18 protein-coding genes are annotated in these 16,197 nt (G+C 39.3%); 13 read left to right on the top strand and 5 right to left on the bottom strand.

Annotated elements, in window-relative coordinates; translation table 11 throughout:
* Positions 1–95: 95 nt before the first annotated feature.
* A complete protein-coding gene (locus A33Q_RS20320) occupies positions 96–1,262 on the top strand; it encodes a PQQ-dependent sugar dehydrogenase (protein ID WP_009032829.1) in 1,167 nt (388 codons plus the stop codon).
* Between the two features lie 99 nt (positions 1,263–1,361).
* On the opposite strand, the gene porT is transcribed toward A33Q_RS20320, so the two are convergent.
* Both porT and ubiE read right to left on the bottom strand, forming a co-directional pair.
* The gene (porT, locus tag A33Q_RS20315) at positions 1,362–2,180 is read right to left on the bottom strand and encodes a type IX secretion/gliding motility protein PorT/SprT (RefSeq protein WP_009032830.1); all 819 of its coding nucleotides are present in this window, start codon (positions 2,178–2,180) and stop codon (positions 1,362–1,364) included.
* Positions 2,129–2,851, bottom strand: coding sequence for a bifunctional demethylmenaquinone methyltransferase/2-methoxy-6-polyprenyl-1,4-benzoquinol methylase UbiE (ubiE, locus tag A33Q_RS20310; RefSeq protein ID WP_009032831.1), 723 nt, complete (start codon positions 2,849–2,851; stop codon positions 2,129–2,131). The genes porT and ubiE overlap by 52 nt, the downstream gene beginning before the upstream one ends.
* A 174-nt stretch (positions 2,852–3,025) precedes the next feature.
* On the opposite strand from ubiE, the gene yihA reads away from it, so the two are divergent.
* The 3 genes from yihA (at position 3,026) to A33Q_RS20295 (ending at position 4,539) form a co-directional block, all read left to right on the top strand.
* Positions 3,026–3,634 carry a ribosome biogenesis GTP-binding protein YihA/YsxC gene (yihA, locus tag A33Q_RS20305; protein ID WP_009032832.1) on the top strand — a complete coding sequence of 203 codons (609 nt, stop codon included), beginning with the start codon at positions 3,026–3,028 and terminating at the stop codon, positions 3,632–3,634.
* 55 nt (positions 3,635–3,689) lie between these two features.
* Positions 3,690–4,124: a DUF5606 family protein gene (locus A33Q_RS20300; RefSeq protein ID WP_009032833.1), complete on the top strand. Its 435-nt coding sequence runs from the start codon at positions 3,690–3,692 to the stop codon at positions 4,122–4,124.
* 115 nt (positions 4,125–4,239) lie between these two features.
* Entirely contained in the window at positions 4,240–4,539 is a 300-nt protein-coding gene (locus A33Q_RS20295) for a hypothetical protein (protein WP_016255641.1), read from the top strand.
* A 33-nt stretch (positions 4,540–4,572) separates the two neighbouring features.
* Here the strand turns inward: A33Q_RS20295 and fbp are convergent, their stop codons facing one another.
* Entirely contained in the window at positions 4,573–5,607 is a 1,035-nt protein-coding gene (gene fbp, locus A33Q_RS20290) for a class 1 fructose-bisphosphatase (protein WP_009032835.1), read from the bottom strand.
* 59 nt (positions 5,608–5,666) lie between these two features.
* Here fbp and A33Q_RS20285 point away from each other — a divergent pair, with 59 nt between their 5' ends.
* Positions 5,667–6,941 (top strand): aspartate kinase, encoded by a 1,275-nt coding sequence (locus tag A33Q_RS20285; protein ID WP_009032836.1) that lies wholly within the window; start codon positions 5,667–5,669, stop codon positions 6,939–6,941.
* Here A33Q_RS20285 and A33Q_RS20280 read toward each other — a convergent pair.
* The gene (locus A33Q_RS20280) at positions 6,930–7,805 is read right to left on the bottom strand and encodes a fructosamine kinase family protein (protein ID WP_009032837.1); all 876 of its coding nucleotides are present in this window, start codon (positions 7,803–7,805) and stop codon (positions 6,930–6,932) included. The two genes, A33Q_RS20285 and A33Q_RS20280, sit on opposite strands and share 12 nt — an antisense overlap.
* Entirely contained in the window at positions 7,798–8,283 is a 486-nt protein-coding gene (locus A33Q_RS20275; RefSeq protein WP_009032838.1) for a low molecular weight protein-tyrosine-phosphatase, read from the bottom strand. Before A33Q_RS20275 ends, A33Q_RS20280 begins: the two co-directional genes overlap by 8 nt.
* A gap of 306 nt (positions 8,284–8,589) precedes the next feature.
* Here A33Q_RS20275 and A33Q_RS20270 point away from each other — a divergent pair, with 306 nt between their 5' ends.
* From A33Q_RS20270 to A33Q_RS20235, 8 genes are all read left to right on the top strand, one after another.
* Positions 8,590–9,024 (top strand): Fur family transcriptional regulator, encoded by a 435-nt coding sequence (locus tag A33Q_RS20270; RefSeq protein WP_009032839.1) that lies wholly within the window; start codon positions 8,590–8,592, stop codon positions 9,022–9,024.
* 12 nt (positions 9,025–9,036) lie between these two features.
* Positions 9,037–9,666 (top strand): peroxiredoxin, encoded by a 630-nt coding sequence (locus A33Q_RS20265; RefSeq protein ID WP_009032840.1) that lies wholly within the window; start codon positions 9,037–9,039, stop codon positions 9,664–9,666.
* A 161-nt stretch (positions 9,667–9,827) separates the two neighbouring features.
* Positions 9,828–10,685 carry a glycosyltransferase family 2 protein gene (locus A33Q_RS20260; protein WP_009032841.1) on the top strand — a complete coding sequence of 286 codons (858 nt, stop codon included), beginning with the start codon at positions 9,828–9,830 and terminating at the stop codon, positions 10,683–10,685.
* A 5-nt stretch (positions 10,686–10,690) separates the two neighbouring features.
* On the top strand, positions 10,691–11,695 hold the full coding sequence (locus A33Q_RS20255) for a Stealth CR1 domain-containing protein (RefSeq protein ID WP_009032842.1): 1,005 nt from the start codon (positions 10,691–10,693) through the stop codon (positions 11,693–11,695).
* 108 nt (positions 11,696–11,803) lie between these two features.
* Positions 11,804–12,727 carry a ribosome small subunit-dependent GTPase A gene (gene rsgA / locus A33Q_RS20250; protein ID WP_009032843.1) on the top strand — a complete coding sequence of 308 codons (924 nt, stop codon included), beginning with the start codon at positions 11,804–11,806 and terminating at the stop codon, positions 12,725–12,727.
* A gap of 87 nt (positions 12,728–12,814) precedes the next feature.
* On the top strand, positions 12,815–13,318 hold the full coding sequence (locus A33Q_RS20245) for a phosphoribosyltransferase family protein (protein WP_009032844.1): 504 nt from the start codon (positions 12,815–12,817) through the stop codon (positions 13,316–13,318).
* 6 nt (positions 13,319–13,324) lie between these two features.
* Positions 13,325–14,146 (top strand): 3-methyl-2-oxobutanoate hydroxymethyltransferase, encoded by an 822-nt coding sequence (gene panB / locus A33Q_RS20240; protein ID WP_009032845.1) that lies wholly within the window; start codon positions 13,325–13,327, stop codon positions 14,144–14,146.
* Between the two features lie 173 nt (positions 14,147–14,319).
* A complete protein-coding gene (locus A33Q_RS20235; RefSeq protein ID WP_160169361.1) occupies positions 14,320–16,143 on the top strand; it encodes a sensor histidine kinase in 1,824 nt (607 codons plus the stop codon).
* Positions 16,144–16,197: the final 54 nt, after the last annotated feature.

The following is a 16,197-nucleotide window of genomic DNA, read 5'->3' as shown; positions in this document are numbered from 1 at the left end:
CTTTCTTTTGGCAGCAATTGCTCACCGCCCGTAAAATGCTCAAAACATTTGACCAAAAAATTGATTAAGTTTGAAGGTAAATCATCAGAAACTCTATGAAAAACTTAAAGAATCTATCTTTTATTTTGGCAGGAGCGCTATCAATAAGCTTGCTTTCCTGTCAAGAAAACGGCAATTCATCAAACAATAATCCAACAGCTGAAGCAGACCCATTTGCAATATCTACTGAGAAAATGAAAATCAAGGTAGACACGCTTTACACAGATTTCGAAAACCCTTGGGGTATGACTTGGTTGCCTGACGGAAGAATGCTGGTAACTGAAAGAAAAGGTGAGATTCTCATTTTTGAAAATGACGTCTACACCGGTGAAAAAATCAGTAATATGCCTACAGTAAAAGAGGTAAATCAGGCAGGCCTGCTCGATATCGCCCTGCACCCAAATTATGAAAGCAATGGCTGGCTTTATCTCTCTTACTCCAGAGAAGAAGGAGATGGAGAGGTATTAGTGATATCAAGAGCCAAACTCAACGGAAATGCACTTACTGACCTTGAAGAAATCTTTGTAAACGGCCCTACTTGGAAGGGCGGTCGTCACTTTGGAAATAGAATAATTTTTGACAATGACGGATACTTGTATTTCTCCAACGGGGACAAAGGTTCCAGACCTCAGAATGCACAAGAATTGAACAATGACCACGGGAAAATCCATAGAATCAATGACGATGGCAGTATCCCTTCTGACAATCCCTTTGTGGATAAAGATGGTGCAAATGCTTCGATCTGGACATATGGAAACAGAAATCCTCAGGGGATGATTTATGACTCCGAAAATGACAGGATTTGGTCTGTAGAGCATGGTCCCAAGGGCGGGGATGAACTCAACCTCATCAAAAAAGGAAAAAACTACGGTTGGCCTGAAGTCACCTATGGCATAGATTATGACGGCTCAATCATCTCTGAAGAAACACAGAAAGAAGGAGTAGAAGATCCAGTTACGTATTGGGTACCTTCGATTGCAACATGCGGAATGACCTTGGTTACCTCTGATAAATATCCGGCATGGAAAGGCAATATTTTAGTAGCAGGATTGGCCGGTCAACAAATTGCCAGAGTTGAACTTGACGGAACCGAATATGTTACCGAAGAAACATTACTGCAAGATATAGGTAGAGTAAGACAAGTATCTCAAAGCCCGGATGGGTATATCTATGCCGTGACTGAAGCTACTGGCCTGATGATCAAATTGATTCCTCAAGACTGATCCAACCAATAATAGAATTAAGGTTGAGTGAAAGTTAATTTTTGAAACTTTTTTTCTAATCAATAAAAAAGGAGGGCATCTACATGATGTCCTCCTTTTTTATTGAAAGTGCAGATAGAGGGTGATTGACTTTCTTCTGATTTCAGAAATGGCATCACGGAATGCGGGATCTGTCTCCTCAGGTCTATAAAGGTTAACTAGACCATGTGAGAACCTAATTTCAGGTGAAAATTTGAAGTATTTGAAATAAAGATCAAAACCCATCCCAATGTCCAAAGTAAAATCTCTCCCTGTGGTGACCAAAGCTTCCAGGTCAGCTTCTTCCTGATCCTTAGTCCTCCACAGCACACTTCCTCCTCCGGTAAAAAACATCCTGTTGTTATTAAAGCGTTGTGCCTTGTATTTGAAGATTAAAGGAAGCTCAATCATGGTAGACTCTGTCACTACACTTCTTGTTCCGGATTGCTGTAAACTCTCATTTACAGGAATATCAGGATTTGTCTGAACAAGACTTGGGTCAAGGTTTTGCGGATCTCCAAAGAAGTTAATATCAGTCCGAAATTCATAAAACCCGATTTTGGGGGTCAACATAATATTGAACTGATCATGAACTCTGAATACAGCCAAAAAGCCCAAAGAAAATCCAGGTGAATATACGGGCACCACACTTCTCACCCGGGATGTTTGGACATTGCCTGGGTCCATAAAAGCTTCAGAATACTTGAGCTGATAATAATTGGTATGTCCTGCAAGAAAAAAGCCGTAAGACAGGAGTTTTTCATCTTGGCCGGCTTTACTTATCGCATTAAACCTGGCCTGTGCAGAAAGTTCCTGATTGCAAAAAAGGAAACCCAGACAAAGCAGGACTATTTTTCCCCAATGTATATGGAGCTGATACCGAATGTTAGTGGTTTGCATTGTGTGTTTTTAAAGCCAACTTTCTCCAAGATTGCAAGAAAATCCGTTCCATCAGGAAATACCTGAACAGATTCTGGAAGATAAGTATAAGCAGAATTATCTTTGGAAACCAATTTACCGATTTGAGGCAAAATATATTTGAAATAAAAATTATATCCTTGCTTCATCGGAAATTTCTTAGGTTTAGAAAACTCCACAATAACTGTTTTACCTCCTGGTCTGAGGACTCTATGCATATCGGCTAGTCCTTTTTCAAGATTTTCAAAGTTTCTAACTCCAAAAGAAACGATGACTGCATCAAACTTATTATCTTCAAATAATAACTTCTCAGAATCGCCAAGCTGCATATCTATGATATGATCCAGTTTGCGCTTCTTCATTTTTTTCCGACCTTCATTCAGCATACCTTCAGAGATATCCACTCCAATCACCTTATCAGGGTTCAGGGCCAAGGCTTCAATGGCAAAATCACCTGTACCGGTGGCAATGTCCAATATCAGTTTGGGCTGGTCTTTTTTGAGAAGTTTGATGGCTTTTTTCCTCCAGATGATATCTATTCCTAGGCTGAGCAAATGATTCAAAAAATCATATTTTTTGCTGATGTTGTTAAACATTTCAGCTACCTGCTCCTTCTTCCCTTCCTGCTTGTCTTTGTATGGTACTACTGACATCTGTCTCTATTAATTTTGTGCAATATTACTAAGTAAACCCGAGCATATGAAAAATGTTGATAAGTAATCAGAAAAAGGAGAAGGTACAGTCTTGAGGTTTATAATTAAAATTAGGTAAAATTCTACTTTCGGGTAAATTGAACAAAAGACTTACCTTTGCAAAAAAGTATCACCATGATCAAAAATGCCCAATTCGTCATCAGTAATACGGACTACAAAAAATGTCCGGAGCCTACCAAGCCTGAATTTGCCTTTATCGGCAGGTCCAATGTGGGTAAAAGCTCCCTGATCAATATGCTGACCAATAACAAAAACCTGGCAAAAACTTCAGGCAAACCTGGTAAAACACAGTTGATCAATCATTTTGTCATCAATGGCAATTGGTATATGGTCGATCTTCCAGGTTATGGGTTTGCCAAAGTAAGCAAAGGTATAAAGTCCACCTGGGAAAAAATGATCAGCAACTACCTGACCAATAGGGATAATCTTGTAGCTCTGTGCGTCTTGGTGGACAGTAGGCTTGAACCACAAAAAATTGACTTGGAATTCATTACTTGGTGTGGGGAAAATGACATTCCTTTTATCTTGATTTTTACCAAATCAGACAAACAGGCTAAATCCAAGACGCAGCAAAATATCCAGAAATTTTTGAATGAGTGCGTGAAAATTTTTGGAGAAGATCCTCAATTCTTTGTTACTTCTGCTCAATCATCTGAAGGCAAAGAAGATGTCTTGACTTTTTTCGATGAAGAAGTAAAGGAATATTACGATAGCCTCAAGTAAGGCTTGGGCATTGTCAGACATGTTCTATATTTGTACCCTCAAAACCGTATAGTTTATGAATTTTAACGAAATCGCAACAGTTTCCGGAAAACCCGGACTTTACAAAATATTAAAGCCAACTAAAGGTGGGGTAATATTAGAAAGCATGGACGAAAAAAAATCCAAGCTTGTAGTAGGTGCTAGCCATAGAGTAAGCATTCTCGCCGAAATCTCCATCTATACCATGAATGAAGAAGGGGCCACACCTCTTCAGGATGTGATGAAAAACATTGAAAAAGAGTTTGAAGGTGACCTTGGACTTGAAAATGGTGCTGACGCTGACGAATTAAGAGCTTTCCTAAAGCATGTGCTACCTGACTACGACGAAAGTAAAGTCTACCCTTCTGATATCAAGAAACTGGTTGCTTGGTATAAAATCATCAGAAACAATGTTCCTGAAGCCCTCAAGGAAGAAGACACTTCCGAAGAAGGTGAAAATACAGCCGAATAGCCTCTAAATTATCAAAGCTTTGTAGAGCTGTCAGTTGATTCTGGCAGCTTTTTTGATTTGTCAAAGTTTTACTTCATCTTTTGTTTTCCCATAGGTTTTTCAAATACCTTTCACCATGGAATTATTGGAAGAAATCACTCAGTCCCTACAAAGGGAATTTGAATTAAGTGTTCAAAAAGATCACATTGATGAAAAACAATTGACAGAGGTGCTGTCCAAGGCAATTTCCAGATTACTGGATAGGGATTTTGAGCGCTTATTGCAAATTTGCTACCGGATAGATATTGGTGAGAAAGACCTGAAAAGAATTCTTAATGAATCTAAGCCTGAAAATATTTCAAGAGACCTTGCTCAGGCATTTATTGCCCGACAAAGAAAAAAAATCGAAATCCGAAGGAAATACAGCTCACTATAAATGGGTCGCCAGGATGTCTGGCGACCCTTCTTGTTAAATAACTGAGTGAACCTTTACTTTTTGAAACCGCTCTACTTCATCCACCATTTTGGAAGATCCAATATACAATGGGGTCCTCTGATGTAAGGAAGTCGGTTCGATTTCCAAAATCCTCTGTTTTCCATCAGTGGCTTTTGCACCAGCCTGTTCTGCTATAAACGCCAAAGCATTTGCCTCATAGAGCAATCTAAGTTTTCCATTTGGTGCTTTGGATGTAGCCGGGTAGATGTAAATTCCGCCTTTGAGAAGATTCCGGTGAAAATCAGCCACTAAACTTCCAATATATCTTGCACTATACTCTCTATTTTTACATTCCTCGATATAAGACTTCAAGCCCTTATCGAAATGATTGAAAGTACCCTCATTGATACTGTAAATTTTACCATCACGTGGAGCCTTCATGTCAGGATGAGAAAGGAAAAACTCACCTAAAGATGGCTCATAAGTAAAGCCATTCACACCATGCCCAGTAGTGTAAACCATCATTGTAGAAGAACCATATAACACATACCCTGAGGCTACTTGATTACACCCTGGCTGCATTACATCTTCAATCTGAATCGGGCTCCCAATAGGTGTCACTCTTCTGTAAATTGAAAAAATAGTACCTATAGAAATGTTCACATCAATATTGGATGAACCATCAAGCGGGTCTATGGCCACTACATATTTCCCGGATTTATTCTGTAAATCTATGACCTCATCGTCCTCTTCTGACACAATGGCACTTACTTCTCCACCTTTGGACAAAGCCCTCATAAAACGGATATTCGCAATGACGTCCAGCTTTTGCTGCTCCTCACCTTGCACATTGGTCTGCCCGAAAGCTCCCCCAATATTGGCCAGTCCTGCACGATTGGTTTCCCGATTTACTATCTTTGACGCCAGTGCAATATCTCTGAGCAACTGGGACAATTCTCCCGATGCAAAAGGAAAATCTTCTTGTTTGATCTTGATGAATCTGTCCAATGTGACACCTACAGAATAAGCGAGGCCAGATTGGTCTGGAGTATAATGTTTAATTTTCATAAATATTAGAAAAATTATATTTAGGGTTTATATCTTTCGAAAATTACAAATAAATTTTAATGGCAAAAACATTTGTTTTCAAATTTGGCGGCGCTTCGATAAAAGATGCGAATTCTATCATAAACCTTTCCAAAATTTTGCACAATCGATTGCGAAATCACACTGTAATCGTGGTTTCGGCAATGGGAAAGACAACAAATGCTTTGGAAGTCATTATTTCCAAAAAAATGGATATGAAAGAGTATTCTTCAAATATTACAATTTTAAAAAATTATCACTTAGACATTTGTCAAACCATTTTCCCGGAAAATCATCCCATTTTCCCGACTCTTGAAAATCAATTTTTAAAACTCTCAAATGCACTTGACTATTCGCTTAGCAAAGAAAATTACGATGAATTCTATGACAGCATCATCTGTTTTGGAGAATTGGTCGCTTCAAGAATAGTGCACGAATACCTTTGTTTGAAAAACATCTTTTGCCTTTGGCAAGATGCCAGAGATTTGATTGAAACCAATGAAGACTTTCGATTTGCCAAAGTAAACTGGGAAAAAAGTAAGAAGAATATCAAAAAGCAACTTCTCCCCAAATTGGAACAATTCCCTGTTTTGACTCAGGGATTTATATCAGGCGCTGCGTCCGGAAAGACCACAACATTAGGTAGAGAAGGCTCTGATTTTACCGCAGCCATTTTAGCTGCCTGTCTAGGTGCAGCGTCTGTTACGATATGGAAAGATGTGCCGGGAGTCCTCAATGCTGACCCAAAAAGGTTTGAAAAAACTGTAAAGTTCGATGAGCTGGATTACCGGGAAGCAGCAGAGTTGACCTACTATGGAGCATCTGTCATTCATCCCAAAACAATTAAACCACTTGCCAATCAAAACATCCCATTGTTTGTGAAATCCTTTTTGGACCCTGATGCCGCAGGGACAAAAATACACGGCGTAAAACAACCGAATACTGTTCCTTGTATTGTTGTAAAAGACCAACAGATTTTGGTCAGCTTTAAGGTGACTGATTTCACATTTATCAGTGAGGCCCATCTACATCAGATCTATGGGGAGCTTGAAAAGTTGAAACTACGGGTAAACCTGCTTCAAACTTCTGCAATCAGTATTTCATTGGTCATGGACAACCAAATATTTAAATTGGAAAAGCTTACAGAAAAGTTAAAGGCAGTTTATGAAATCAAATACAATTCAGGTTTACAGCTGCTTACCATCAAAAATCATAATGCTGCCTTGGTCAAGGAAATTTTGGGAGAGCAGCCTTTACTATTGGAACAGATAACAAGAGCCACTTTCCAAGCAGTCATTCAGCCTTCAGCCCAATAGCTTATCTACAGTTTTTTTGATACCTGATAAGTAGCTTTTTCCAAAAAGAAGCAAATGTACCAATAAAGGATAAAGATTGTAAACAGGTATCCGTGCCTGAAAATCAGGCTCTAAAGGGAAAAGCGTATGATAGGCCTCATAAAATTCCTCGTCAAAGCCTCCAAACAATCTGGAGAAAGCAAGATCCATTTCTCTATGCCCATAATAAACTGCGGGATCAATCAGCACTGGAGTTCCATCTGTCCCAGACATGATATTTCCTGACCAAAGATCCCCATGAATCAAAGCCGGTCTCTCTTTGGGAAATATCTTCTCCATCAAAGGGTAGGTCTTTTGAAACCGTTTATAAAACTCCAGATCTACCAGCCCTTCGTAATAAGCTTTGCCAATCATGGGCTCTAAGCGATTCTCTACAAAAAAATCAGCCCACGTCCCCTTCGAGCTGTTCTGCTGATCTAGAGAAGCTATGTAATTGTCTGTTTCAAAGCCAAAGTCTGCTTGGCTGGCCATATGCATTTGTGCCAAACCTAAACCTAACTCCTTCCAATAAGAGCCATTGCCACGTCCGGATTGAATCCATTCCATCAGCAGATAGTTCTGATCACCTATTTTGCCAAACCCAAAAACTTCCGGGACTTGAAGTGGCGTATTTTTTTTCAGGACTTTAAGCCCTTCGGATTCTTTTTCAAAAATATCAGATTTTGGCTGGAAATTGAGTTTAAGAAAAAAATTCCCGTCTGAAGTTTCTATAAAAATGCCTTGATTGATAGTTCCTGCTGCGATGAGTTTGGCCTGGGCAATTGGAATCTGCCTACCAAGACTCCGAAAAATCACTTTATTGAACAGTTCAAGGTTATCAAACATATGCTTGATGCTCCACCTTGAGATGTTCGAGAAATTTATCTATGGATTTGTCTAATATCTGATAAACATTTTCAAAACCATCTTCTCCCCCATAATAAGGATCCGGAACATCGAGATGATTTGCATCAGGCTGAAACTCCCGAATCAGGTATAATTGCTCATGTTGAAGGTTGCATTTTTGAATAAGCTCAAGAATATTTTGCTTATTAGACTGATCCATAGCCAGAATGTAATCAAACTCTCTGATGTCTACCCGATTGAGCTGCCTTGCCCGGTGATTGATTGGAATTTGATGTCTCTTGGCGCAGGCGATCGTCCTTTCATCAGGCAACTCTCCAATATGATAATCAGAAGTACCACAACTATCGCTTTGAAATTTTTGCACTAAACCAAGATTATGGAGCTTATGATTGAATATGGCTTCTGCCAGTGGTGACCTACAGATATTACCTAAACAAACGAACAAAACTTTAATCATGAGGACTTTAAAGTATACGGGCGATCATTATTAAGCCTACAATTTAATAAAAAGAATTACAGAATCCCCTCCTGTACTACAAAACTTACTTACGCAATTCCCGGAAATCTCTTATGAAACACTTGACATGGGCTTACTAATTAAAATATAGATTCGATAATAATAACAAATCAAAATATAATTTTATTATATAATCTTTTCGCAATCGATTACGAAATATTATTCTATTTTTTAATTGAAAATACAAAGAGTAATAACTATCTTTGAGCAACAATTTCCAAATGAGAATTATTCTCAACAAAAATAATGGATTCAGAAATTATCAAAACCCGAATTACAGAAAGCGGATTGAAGTTCACCCACCAAAGATGGGCGATCTACGATTCACTGTATCAGATGGAAGGACATCCTACAGCTGAGCAGGTTTTTGAAAAAATCACTGATGCCAATCCTAGTATTTCTTTGGGAACTGTGTACAAAACGCTTGACAGTTTCGTCCAAAACGGTCTGATACAAAAATTCATGGACCAGAATGGGGTCATGAGGTTCGATGCCATCATTGATGCACATTGCCACATTTATTGCAAAGATACCCATGAAATCAAAGATTATCGGAATGAAAAACTTGAATCAGCTATTCAAAAAATCATTGCTGAACAAATGATTGAAGATTTTGAAGTGGATGAAATATCAATTGTATTTAAAGGAAGAAAAAGTAATAAAAATTTTAATCAAAAATAAACCAATTAAATTATGTCACTAGTAGGAAAAAAAGCCCCTTTATTTTCAGCTCCAGCTGTAATCAACGGAGAAGAGATTGTAGAAGGATTTTCTCTTGATCAATACATCGGCAACAAGGAAGTGGTATTCTTCTTTTACCCAAAAGATTTCACTTTTGTATGTCCGACTGAAATCCTTGCATTTCAAGAGAAGCTTGCTGAGTTCGAAAAAAGAGGTGTAGCAGTAGTAGGTGCTTCCACCGATACTGAAGAAACACACCTTGCTTGGTTGATGACCCCAAAAGCAAACGGTGGCATCGAAGGCGTTACTTATCCTCTTGTAGCTGATCCGGCTAAAACTATCGCCCACAACTTTGGCGTATTGGCAGGAGAGTGGAACTACGACGAAGAAGGTAACTTGACTTATGAAGGAGCGCCTGTTGCTTTCAGAGGTTCATTCTTGATCGATAAAGCTGGTGTAGTAAGACACGAGACCATCAATGACCTTCCATTGGGAAGAAACATTGACGAAATGATCAGATTGGTAGATGCACTTCAGCACGTTGAAAAGTTCGGTGAAGTATGTCCAGCTAACTGGGAAGAAGGCAAAGAAGCTATGTCTGCTACCAGAGAAGGTGTTGCTGAATATTTGAGCAAAAACTAATTCTAAAAATTATTAATAAAAGCTCCGGATTTAAGATTCGGGGCTTTTTTTATGACCAATCCGACCGAAAGAAATAAATCCTGCCCTATCCAATAAGCTGAACCAGGTTTCAAAAAATGCTTATTTAGGGCTACATTTGTTGACTAAAGCACTAAGAATTAATGCCTGCAGACTATACTAATCCCAATAAAAAGATCGCTGCGATCACCATGGCAAGAAATGATGATTTCTTTTTGACCCGTTGGATTGAATATTATGGGAAAGAACTTGGTGAGGAAAATTTATATATCTATCTGGACGGAGAAGATCAACCGATTCCTCCAAATGCAGGAAAGGTTAATGTACATCATGAGAAAAGGGTTGTTGAGCATGTAGTTTCCGCTGAAAAAAGAAGGCTTGCCTTTTTGTCAAGCGTCGCAAAAAATCTGTTGGAAACTTATGATATTATCATTGGAGTAGATGCTGATGAGTTTTTACTGGTCGATCCCAATTGCGGAAAATCTCTCGTTCAATATTTAAGTGAAATCCCTATAGAGCCATCAGTCTCAGGACTTGGGGTTGATGTGGGACAGGATTTAAATGAAGAGGCTACACTGGACAAATCCGCTTCCTTTCTCGAACAAAGGTCCTATGCCTTGATTTCCTCCAGATATACCAAACCTTCTGTAATCGCAAAGCCTGTGAGCTGGGGATCAGGCTTCCATCGGGTAAAAGGACATAATTTCAGAATAGATCCAAACCTATATTTGTTCCACTTCGGTTCTGTGGATTATAAGATGATTCAAGACAGATTCCTGGACAAAGACAGAATGGCGACAGGACGAGAAGGACACATCAAAAAAAGAGCAAAAACCATAGATATCATCACTCGCTCCAATCCCAAAACTGCGGAGAAGTGGTTTTCAATTGCAAGAAAACTGCAAAGCATCGCAAGACCGATATATTCATGGAATAAGCCTACCATGCTAAAATGGAAACTGGTCATTAAAATACCGGATAGATTCAAAGGAATAGTCTAACGAGTATGGCAAACCCAATCAATAAATATCCCATAGATGCCATTATCACCTGGGTGGATGGCAATGACCCCACTCATCAATCTAAAATGGATAGGGCACTCAAAGGTAAAGCCAGAAAGCATATCCCTGGAGCTGAAAAAACCAGATTTGGAAATAGCAATGAATTGCATTACAGCACACTTTCACTGTTGAAGTTTGCTCCATTTATCAGAAAAATTTTTATTGTCACAGACAATCAGAGCCCCAATCTTCAAGAACTCATTCGTTTACAATTCCCTCAGCGTGTTAATGATGTGCAGGTCATAGACCATAGGGAAATTTTTAGGGACCACTTGGAGTTTTTACCTACTTTCAATAGCCGGTCTATAGAAGCACTGTTGTGGAAAATAAAAGACCTTTCAGAAAACTTTATTTACCTCAGCGATGATATGTTTGTCATCAGACCACTGAAACCCGAGGATCTCTTCATAGATGGACGACCTGTAATTCGTGGGAAATGGCTTGGAAGACCTGTTCTTAGAAACATTTGGAATGAAATAAATATAAGCGTACAACACCAAATTTTAAAAAATACTGTATTTCAGCCAAAACCATCCTTTCATGTTGGGCAATGGAACAGCGCTAAAAACCTTGGATTTAAATGGAGATATTTTTTCTCCAGTCATACCCCTCACGCGGTCAATAAAAATACTCTCCAAAATTATTTCCACGAGAACCCTGATGTCCTTAAGCAGCAGGTCAAACATAAATTCAGACATCATTCACAATTTAACTGCGCTTCATTTTTTTACCATCTTGAGATCTTAAGCGGAAACTCAAATTTTGCAAAGCCTTCTTTTATATCTTTACATCCATTCAAAAGAGGCAATGGGTATATTGAAAAAAAACTGAGGAAATGCGAATCCGATAAAAGATTGCTCTTTATGAATATCCAAAGTCTGGAGTTGTGCAATGAAAAACAAAAGGAGCAATTAATAGATTGGCTTTCGGATACCCTTGAGCTTCAATGAATGTTGGATAATCAAAAGTACATTCAATATCCGAACCATAGCGCATACATAAAACTATCAGTTCAATAATACAATAGATTAGACCAACTGAAAACCAAAGATACAAAGATGCAAGGAAGAGTCATCAAATCCACAGGGAGCTGGTACGCTGTTCAGACAGCAGCAGGTCTCAAGAATGCCCGGTTAAGGGGCAAATTCAAGCAGGAAGACCTCAAACTGACAAATCCTATAGCAGTAGGTGACTGGGTGCTTTTATCCAATGAGGAAGACCAGGAGTCTACCGTAATCATAGACATCCTTCCACGAGAAAACTACATCATCCGCAAATCCACTCGCAAAGCGCATCATTCGCACATCATCGCTTCCAATATTGATCAGGCTTTTTTGATCATTACTTTACGAAATCCAAGAACTTCTCTTGGTTTTATTGACAGGTTTTTGGTAAGTACAGAAAGCTTCAGGATACCGGCCACTATCATTGTGAACAAAATGGATATGGAATACAAGGAAAAAGACCTTGACTTTCTGCAGGACATCCATGAAATATATGAACCGCTGGGATATCCCGTTATTGAAATATCAGCATTGGATCAAAACAGTTTTGAAAAACAATTTTCAAAGCTTCTTGAAGGCAAAACAACCCTGCTATCCGGACATTCTGGAGTTGGAAAATCTACTTTGCTCAACAAATTAGTCCCTTCGGCCCAACAGACCACCAAAGAAATCTCAAAGTTCAGCTCCAAAGGAGTGCACACCACCACCTTTGCCGAGATGTTTGAACTACCATCAGGAGGCTACCTCATTGATACTCCTGGCATCAAGGAATTTGGGATATTGGACATTGATGACTTTGAGCTTTCTCATTATTTTGTGGAAATGAGGCAGTACTTGGGGCAATGTAAATACAATAATTGCAAACACCTCAATGAACCTGGCTGCATGGTCTTACAAAAACTTGAGGAAGCTTACATACACCCTTACCGATATGACAGCTATGTGAATATTCTCCATGAAGAGGATGATCACAGGTAAGCAAAGAAGTTTGGACTTGTAGACTTTGAATCCACTTGCAATTCACTTAATTTCCCCCTTCCAAAAATAAGATCAGCCAATAAGCGCATGAGCAATACCAAAACCTTGGTTCTGGACCAAAAGAAAATCAAGCAGAAAATCACCCGGATGGCTTTCGAAATCTATGAAAGAAATGCTGCTGAAGAGGTCATCCTTTTTGCAGGAATTACTGGCATGGGATATAAGCTCGCGGAATTTTTGGCCTCCTCATTAGAGTCCATATCTCCTATCCAAACCAAAGTAATTGAAATCAACTTGGATAAGTCTGATGTCTATAGAGGGGAGGTCAAGCTTTCAGAAAACACTGACCTAACCGGAAAATGCGTCATCATTGTGGATGATGTACTCAACACCGGCAAAACCCTGGTATATGCCCTGAAGCCATTTTTGGACCTGCCTATCAAAAAAATGGAGGTAGCTGTTCTGGTCAATAGAAGTCATAAGCTTTTCCCTGTCACTCCGGATTATACCGGTTTGGAATTGGCCACCACGCTCAATGAGCATATTACCGTAGATCTTACGCCCGAAAACCAAACTGTACACCTTCACTGATCACCCATGTCTATCCATCAATCCTCCAATATCAAAAGAATCACGACACACATTCTTCAGGAAATGAAAAACCGTGGAGAAAAGATATCCATGCTCACTGCTTATGACTTTTCCATGGCAGGCATCGTAGATGCTGCGGGGACTGACATCATCTTGGTAGGTGATTCCGCCTCCAATGTGATGGCAGGACATGAAACTACCCTTCCCATTACCTTAGACCAGATGATCTATCACGCCACCTCCGTAGTACGTGCTGTAAAAAGAGCCTTTGTGGTAGTTGATATTCCTTTTGGTTCTTATCAAGGTAACTCCTCAGAAGCACTCCGCTCAGCCATCCGAATCATGAAGGAGTCAGGCGCGCATGCTGTTAAGGTAGAAGGTGGGTCGGAGATCAAAGAATCCGTGGTCAGAATACTCAGTGCAGGCGTACCGGTGATGGGACACCTAGGACTTACTCCACAGTCCATTTACAAATTCGGGACTTATACGGTGAGGGCAAAAGAAGAGGCCGAAGCCCAAAAATTGCTGGAAGATGCCAAGCTTTTGGAAGCCTGCGGTTGCTTTGCCATTATCCTCGAAAAAATCCCAGCCACTCTTGCCAAGAAAGTAGCTGAATCAGTAACTATCCCAGTAATAGGTATCGGAGCCGGAGGGGATGTGGACGGACAGGTTTTGGTAGTACATGACATGCTGGGCATCAATCAGGAATTCAAGCCGAGATTTTTGAGACAATATGCCAACCTTCAGGAAGTCATGACCGGGGCAGTCCAAAATTATATCTCAGATGTAAAAAGCAGGTCTTTTCCAAATGAAAATGAGAGCTATTGATAGCTTAAGCTCCATTTTTCCAGGTCAGCACTTACCTTCTGTTTTTTATTTTAATTTTTTAACCAAAAAATATCATATTTAACTATTTTAATGGAAAATATGGTCAAATGAAATATTTTCTGCCGTTTTTAATCCTAATCTCTTTATTTATTCTTGATGCGAAGTCGCAAAACTTGGCTTCACTACTGGACTCTGCCCTAAGTTCAGAAAATGAGGCTGAATCAATTTTTGAATTCGTAAAATCAAAGATTTCCAGTGAGGAAGAGCTTAAAGATTTTTGGATTGCCAAACACAAACACTATAGCAGGATAAACGACCGCGAAAAAATGATGCTGGTAGAAAAAGAATTGCTACCCATCTTAACCGAATTAAATGACCATAAAGAGCTTACAGATTTTCACTACAGAATCTCTTATTATTATGAAGTGGCAGGTTTGTATGACCAAGCCATTGCTTTTTCATTCAAAGCACTTGATCATGCCAAAAAAGCAGGGAACCCCGGCCTCATTAGCTCAATTTATAAATCCCTTTCCCAAAACCATAGGCTTTTCCATGATTTTGATAAAGCAATAGAGTACGGGAAACTTACATTTCTTAGCGCCGAAGAAGCAGGAGAAAAATATATAAATGAGCAGGTTCTGGGACTAAATATTACAGGAGCCGCTTTCAGCGAAATTAATGAACCCGACAGCGCTATTTATTATTACGATAAAGTTTTGACCTTATTGCCATTATTGGACTCCATGACTGTAGCTCCTACCATTGGCAATATAGCCTACGCTTATTTACTTGCTGGAGACATTGAAAAATCAAGAAAATACAACTTGGCAGCTCTTGATCTTTTTCTCAAGACTGATAATTACTACGCGATAGCGGTGGTGTATATCAATGCTGCCATGACCGAAAATCAAGATAAAAAATATGATCAGGCACTCATCTATTTGGATTCCGGAATTGTATACACTCAAAAATCGCAATATGCCGAAATGTATAAATGGATCTATGATGAACAGCACAAAATCCATAAAGCTATGGGGAATTACCCTGAAGCGTTAAACAGTCTGGGCAACTTGCTCACCATCAAAGATTCTCTCTTTAATACTGAAAGGGCTGAAATAGCCAAAGACCTGGAAATTCAGTACCAAACCTCACTTAAAGACCAAGAAATTGCGGCGCAAAGGCTTAGTCTCCTGGAAAGGGAAAAATCCTTACAACGCAGTATTTTTGCCTTGCTGATCCTAGTATTGGCAATAGCTGCCCTATTGGTCATTTATTTTTTAGCAAAAAGCCGCCAGGCCAAAGAAAAACAACTCTTACTTCAGCAGAAAGCTTTAGAGGTCAAGGAAGCATATATCAATGCCGCTTTGGAGTCACAGGAAAACGAAAGAAAGAGATTTGCTCAAGATCTTCACGATGGCTTTGGGCAGTTGATCTCTGCTCTTAGATTGAACATTTCCCGACTGAATGAAACTGATAATATCCAGAATAAAATTGGGGTTGTGGAAAAAAGCGAATCCATTCTCAAGGAGATGCATACTGAAATCCGGAACATCGCATTTAATCTCATGCCGGCTACCTTGATCCAATACGGGCTGAAAGAAGCTATCCGGGAATTTGCCCAAAGAATCAACAGCAGTGGTAAAGTCCAAATCGACATTGACATCCATGGCCTGGAAGAGCGCTTGAATGAACTTCAGGAAATTTCGCTTTATAGGGTCATTCAGGAATGGATAAACAATATCCTCAAATATGCAGAAGCTCAAAAAATCCAAATTCAACTTGTAAAACACGAAAATGAAATCAGTGTGATGATAGAAGATGATGGAATGGGCTTCGATCAAAAGCTATTAAAAAATAGCAAAGGAAACGGATGGAGAAATATTCAATCCCGCTTAAACCGCATCAATGCAAGTCTGGATTTGGATACTTCCCCAAATAGAAAGGGAAATAGCTTAATTATAGAAATGCCTCTAAGCTATAAAAATCAAAATGTATAAGCCCATGCGCATAGCTATCAAAACACACGAATCTTACATTTAACCTAAGGTATT

This window comes from Indibacter alkaliphilus LW1, assembly GCF_000295935.2.
GTDB lineage: Bacteria > Bacteroidota > Bacteroidia > Cytophagales > Cyclobacteriaceae > Indibacter > Indibacter alkaliphilus.
The sequence above is the reverse complement of the archived record's forward strand: the minus strand, read 5'-3'. Positions and strand labels throughout refer to the sequence as shown.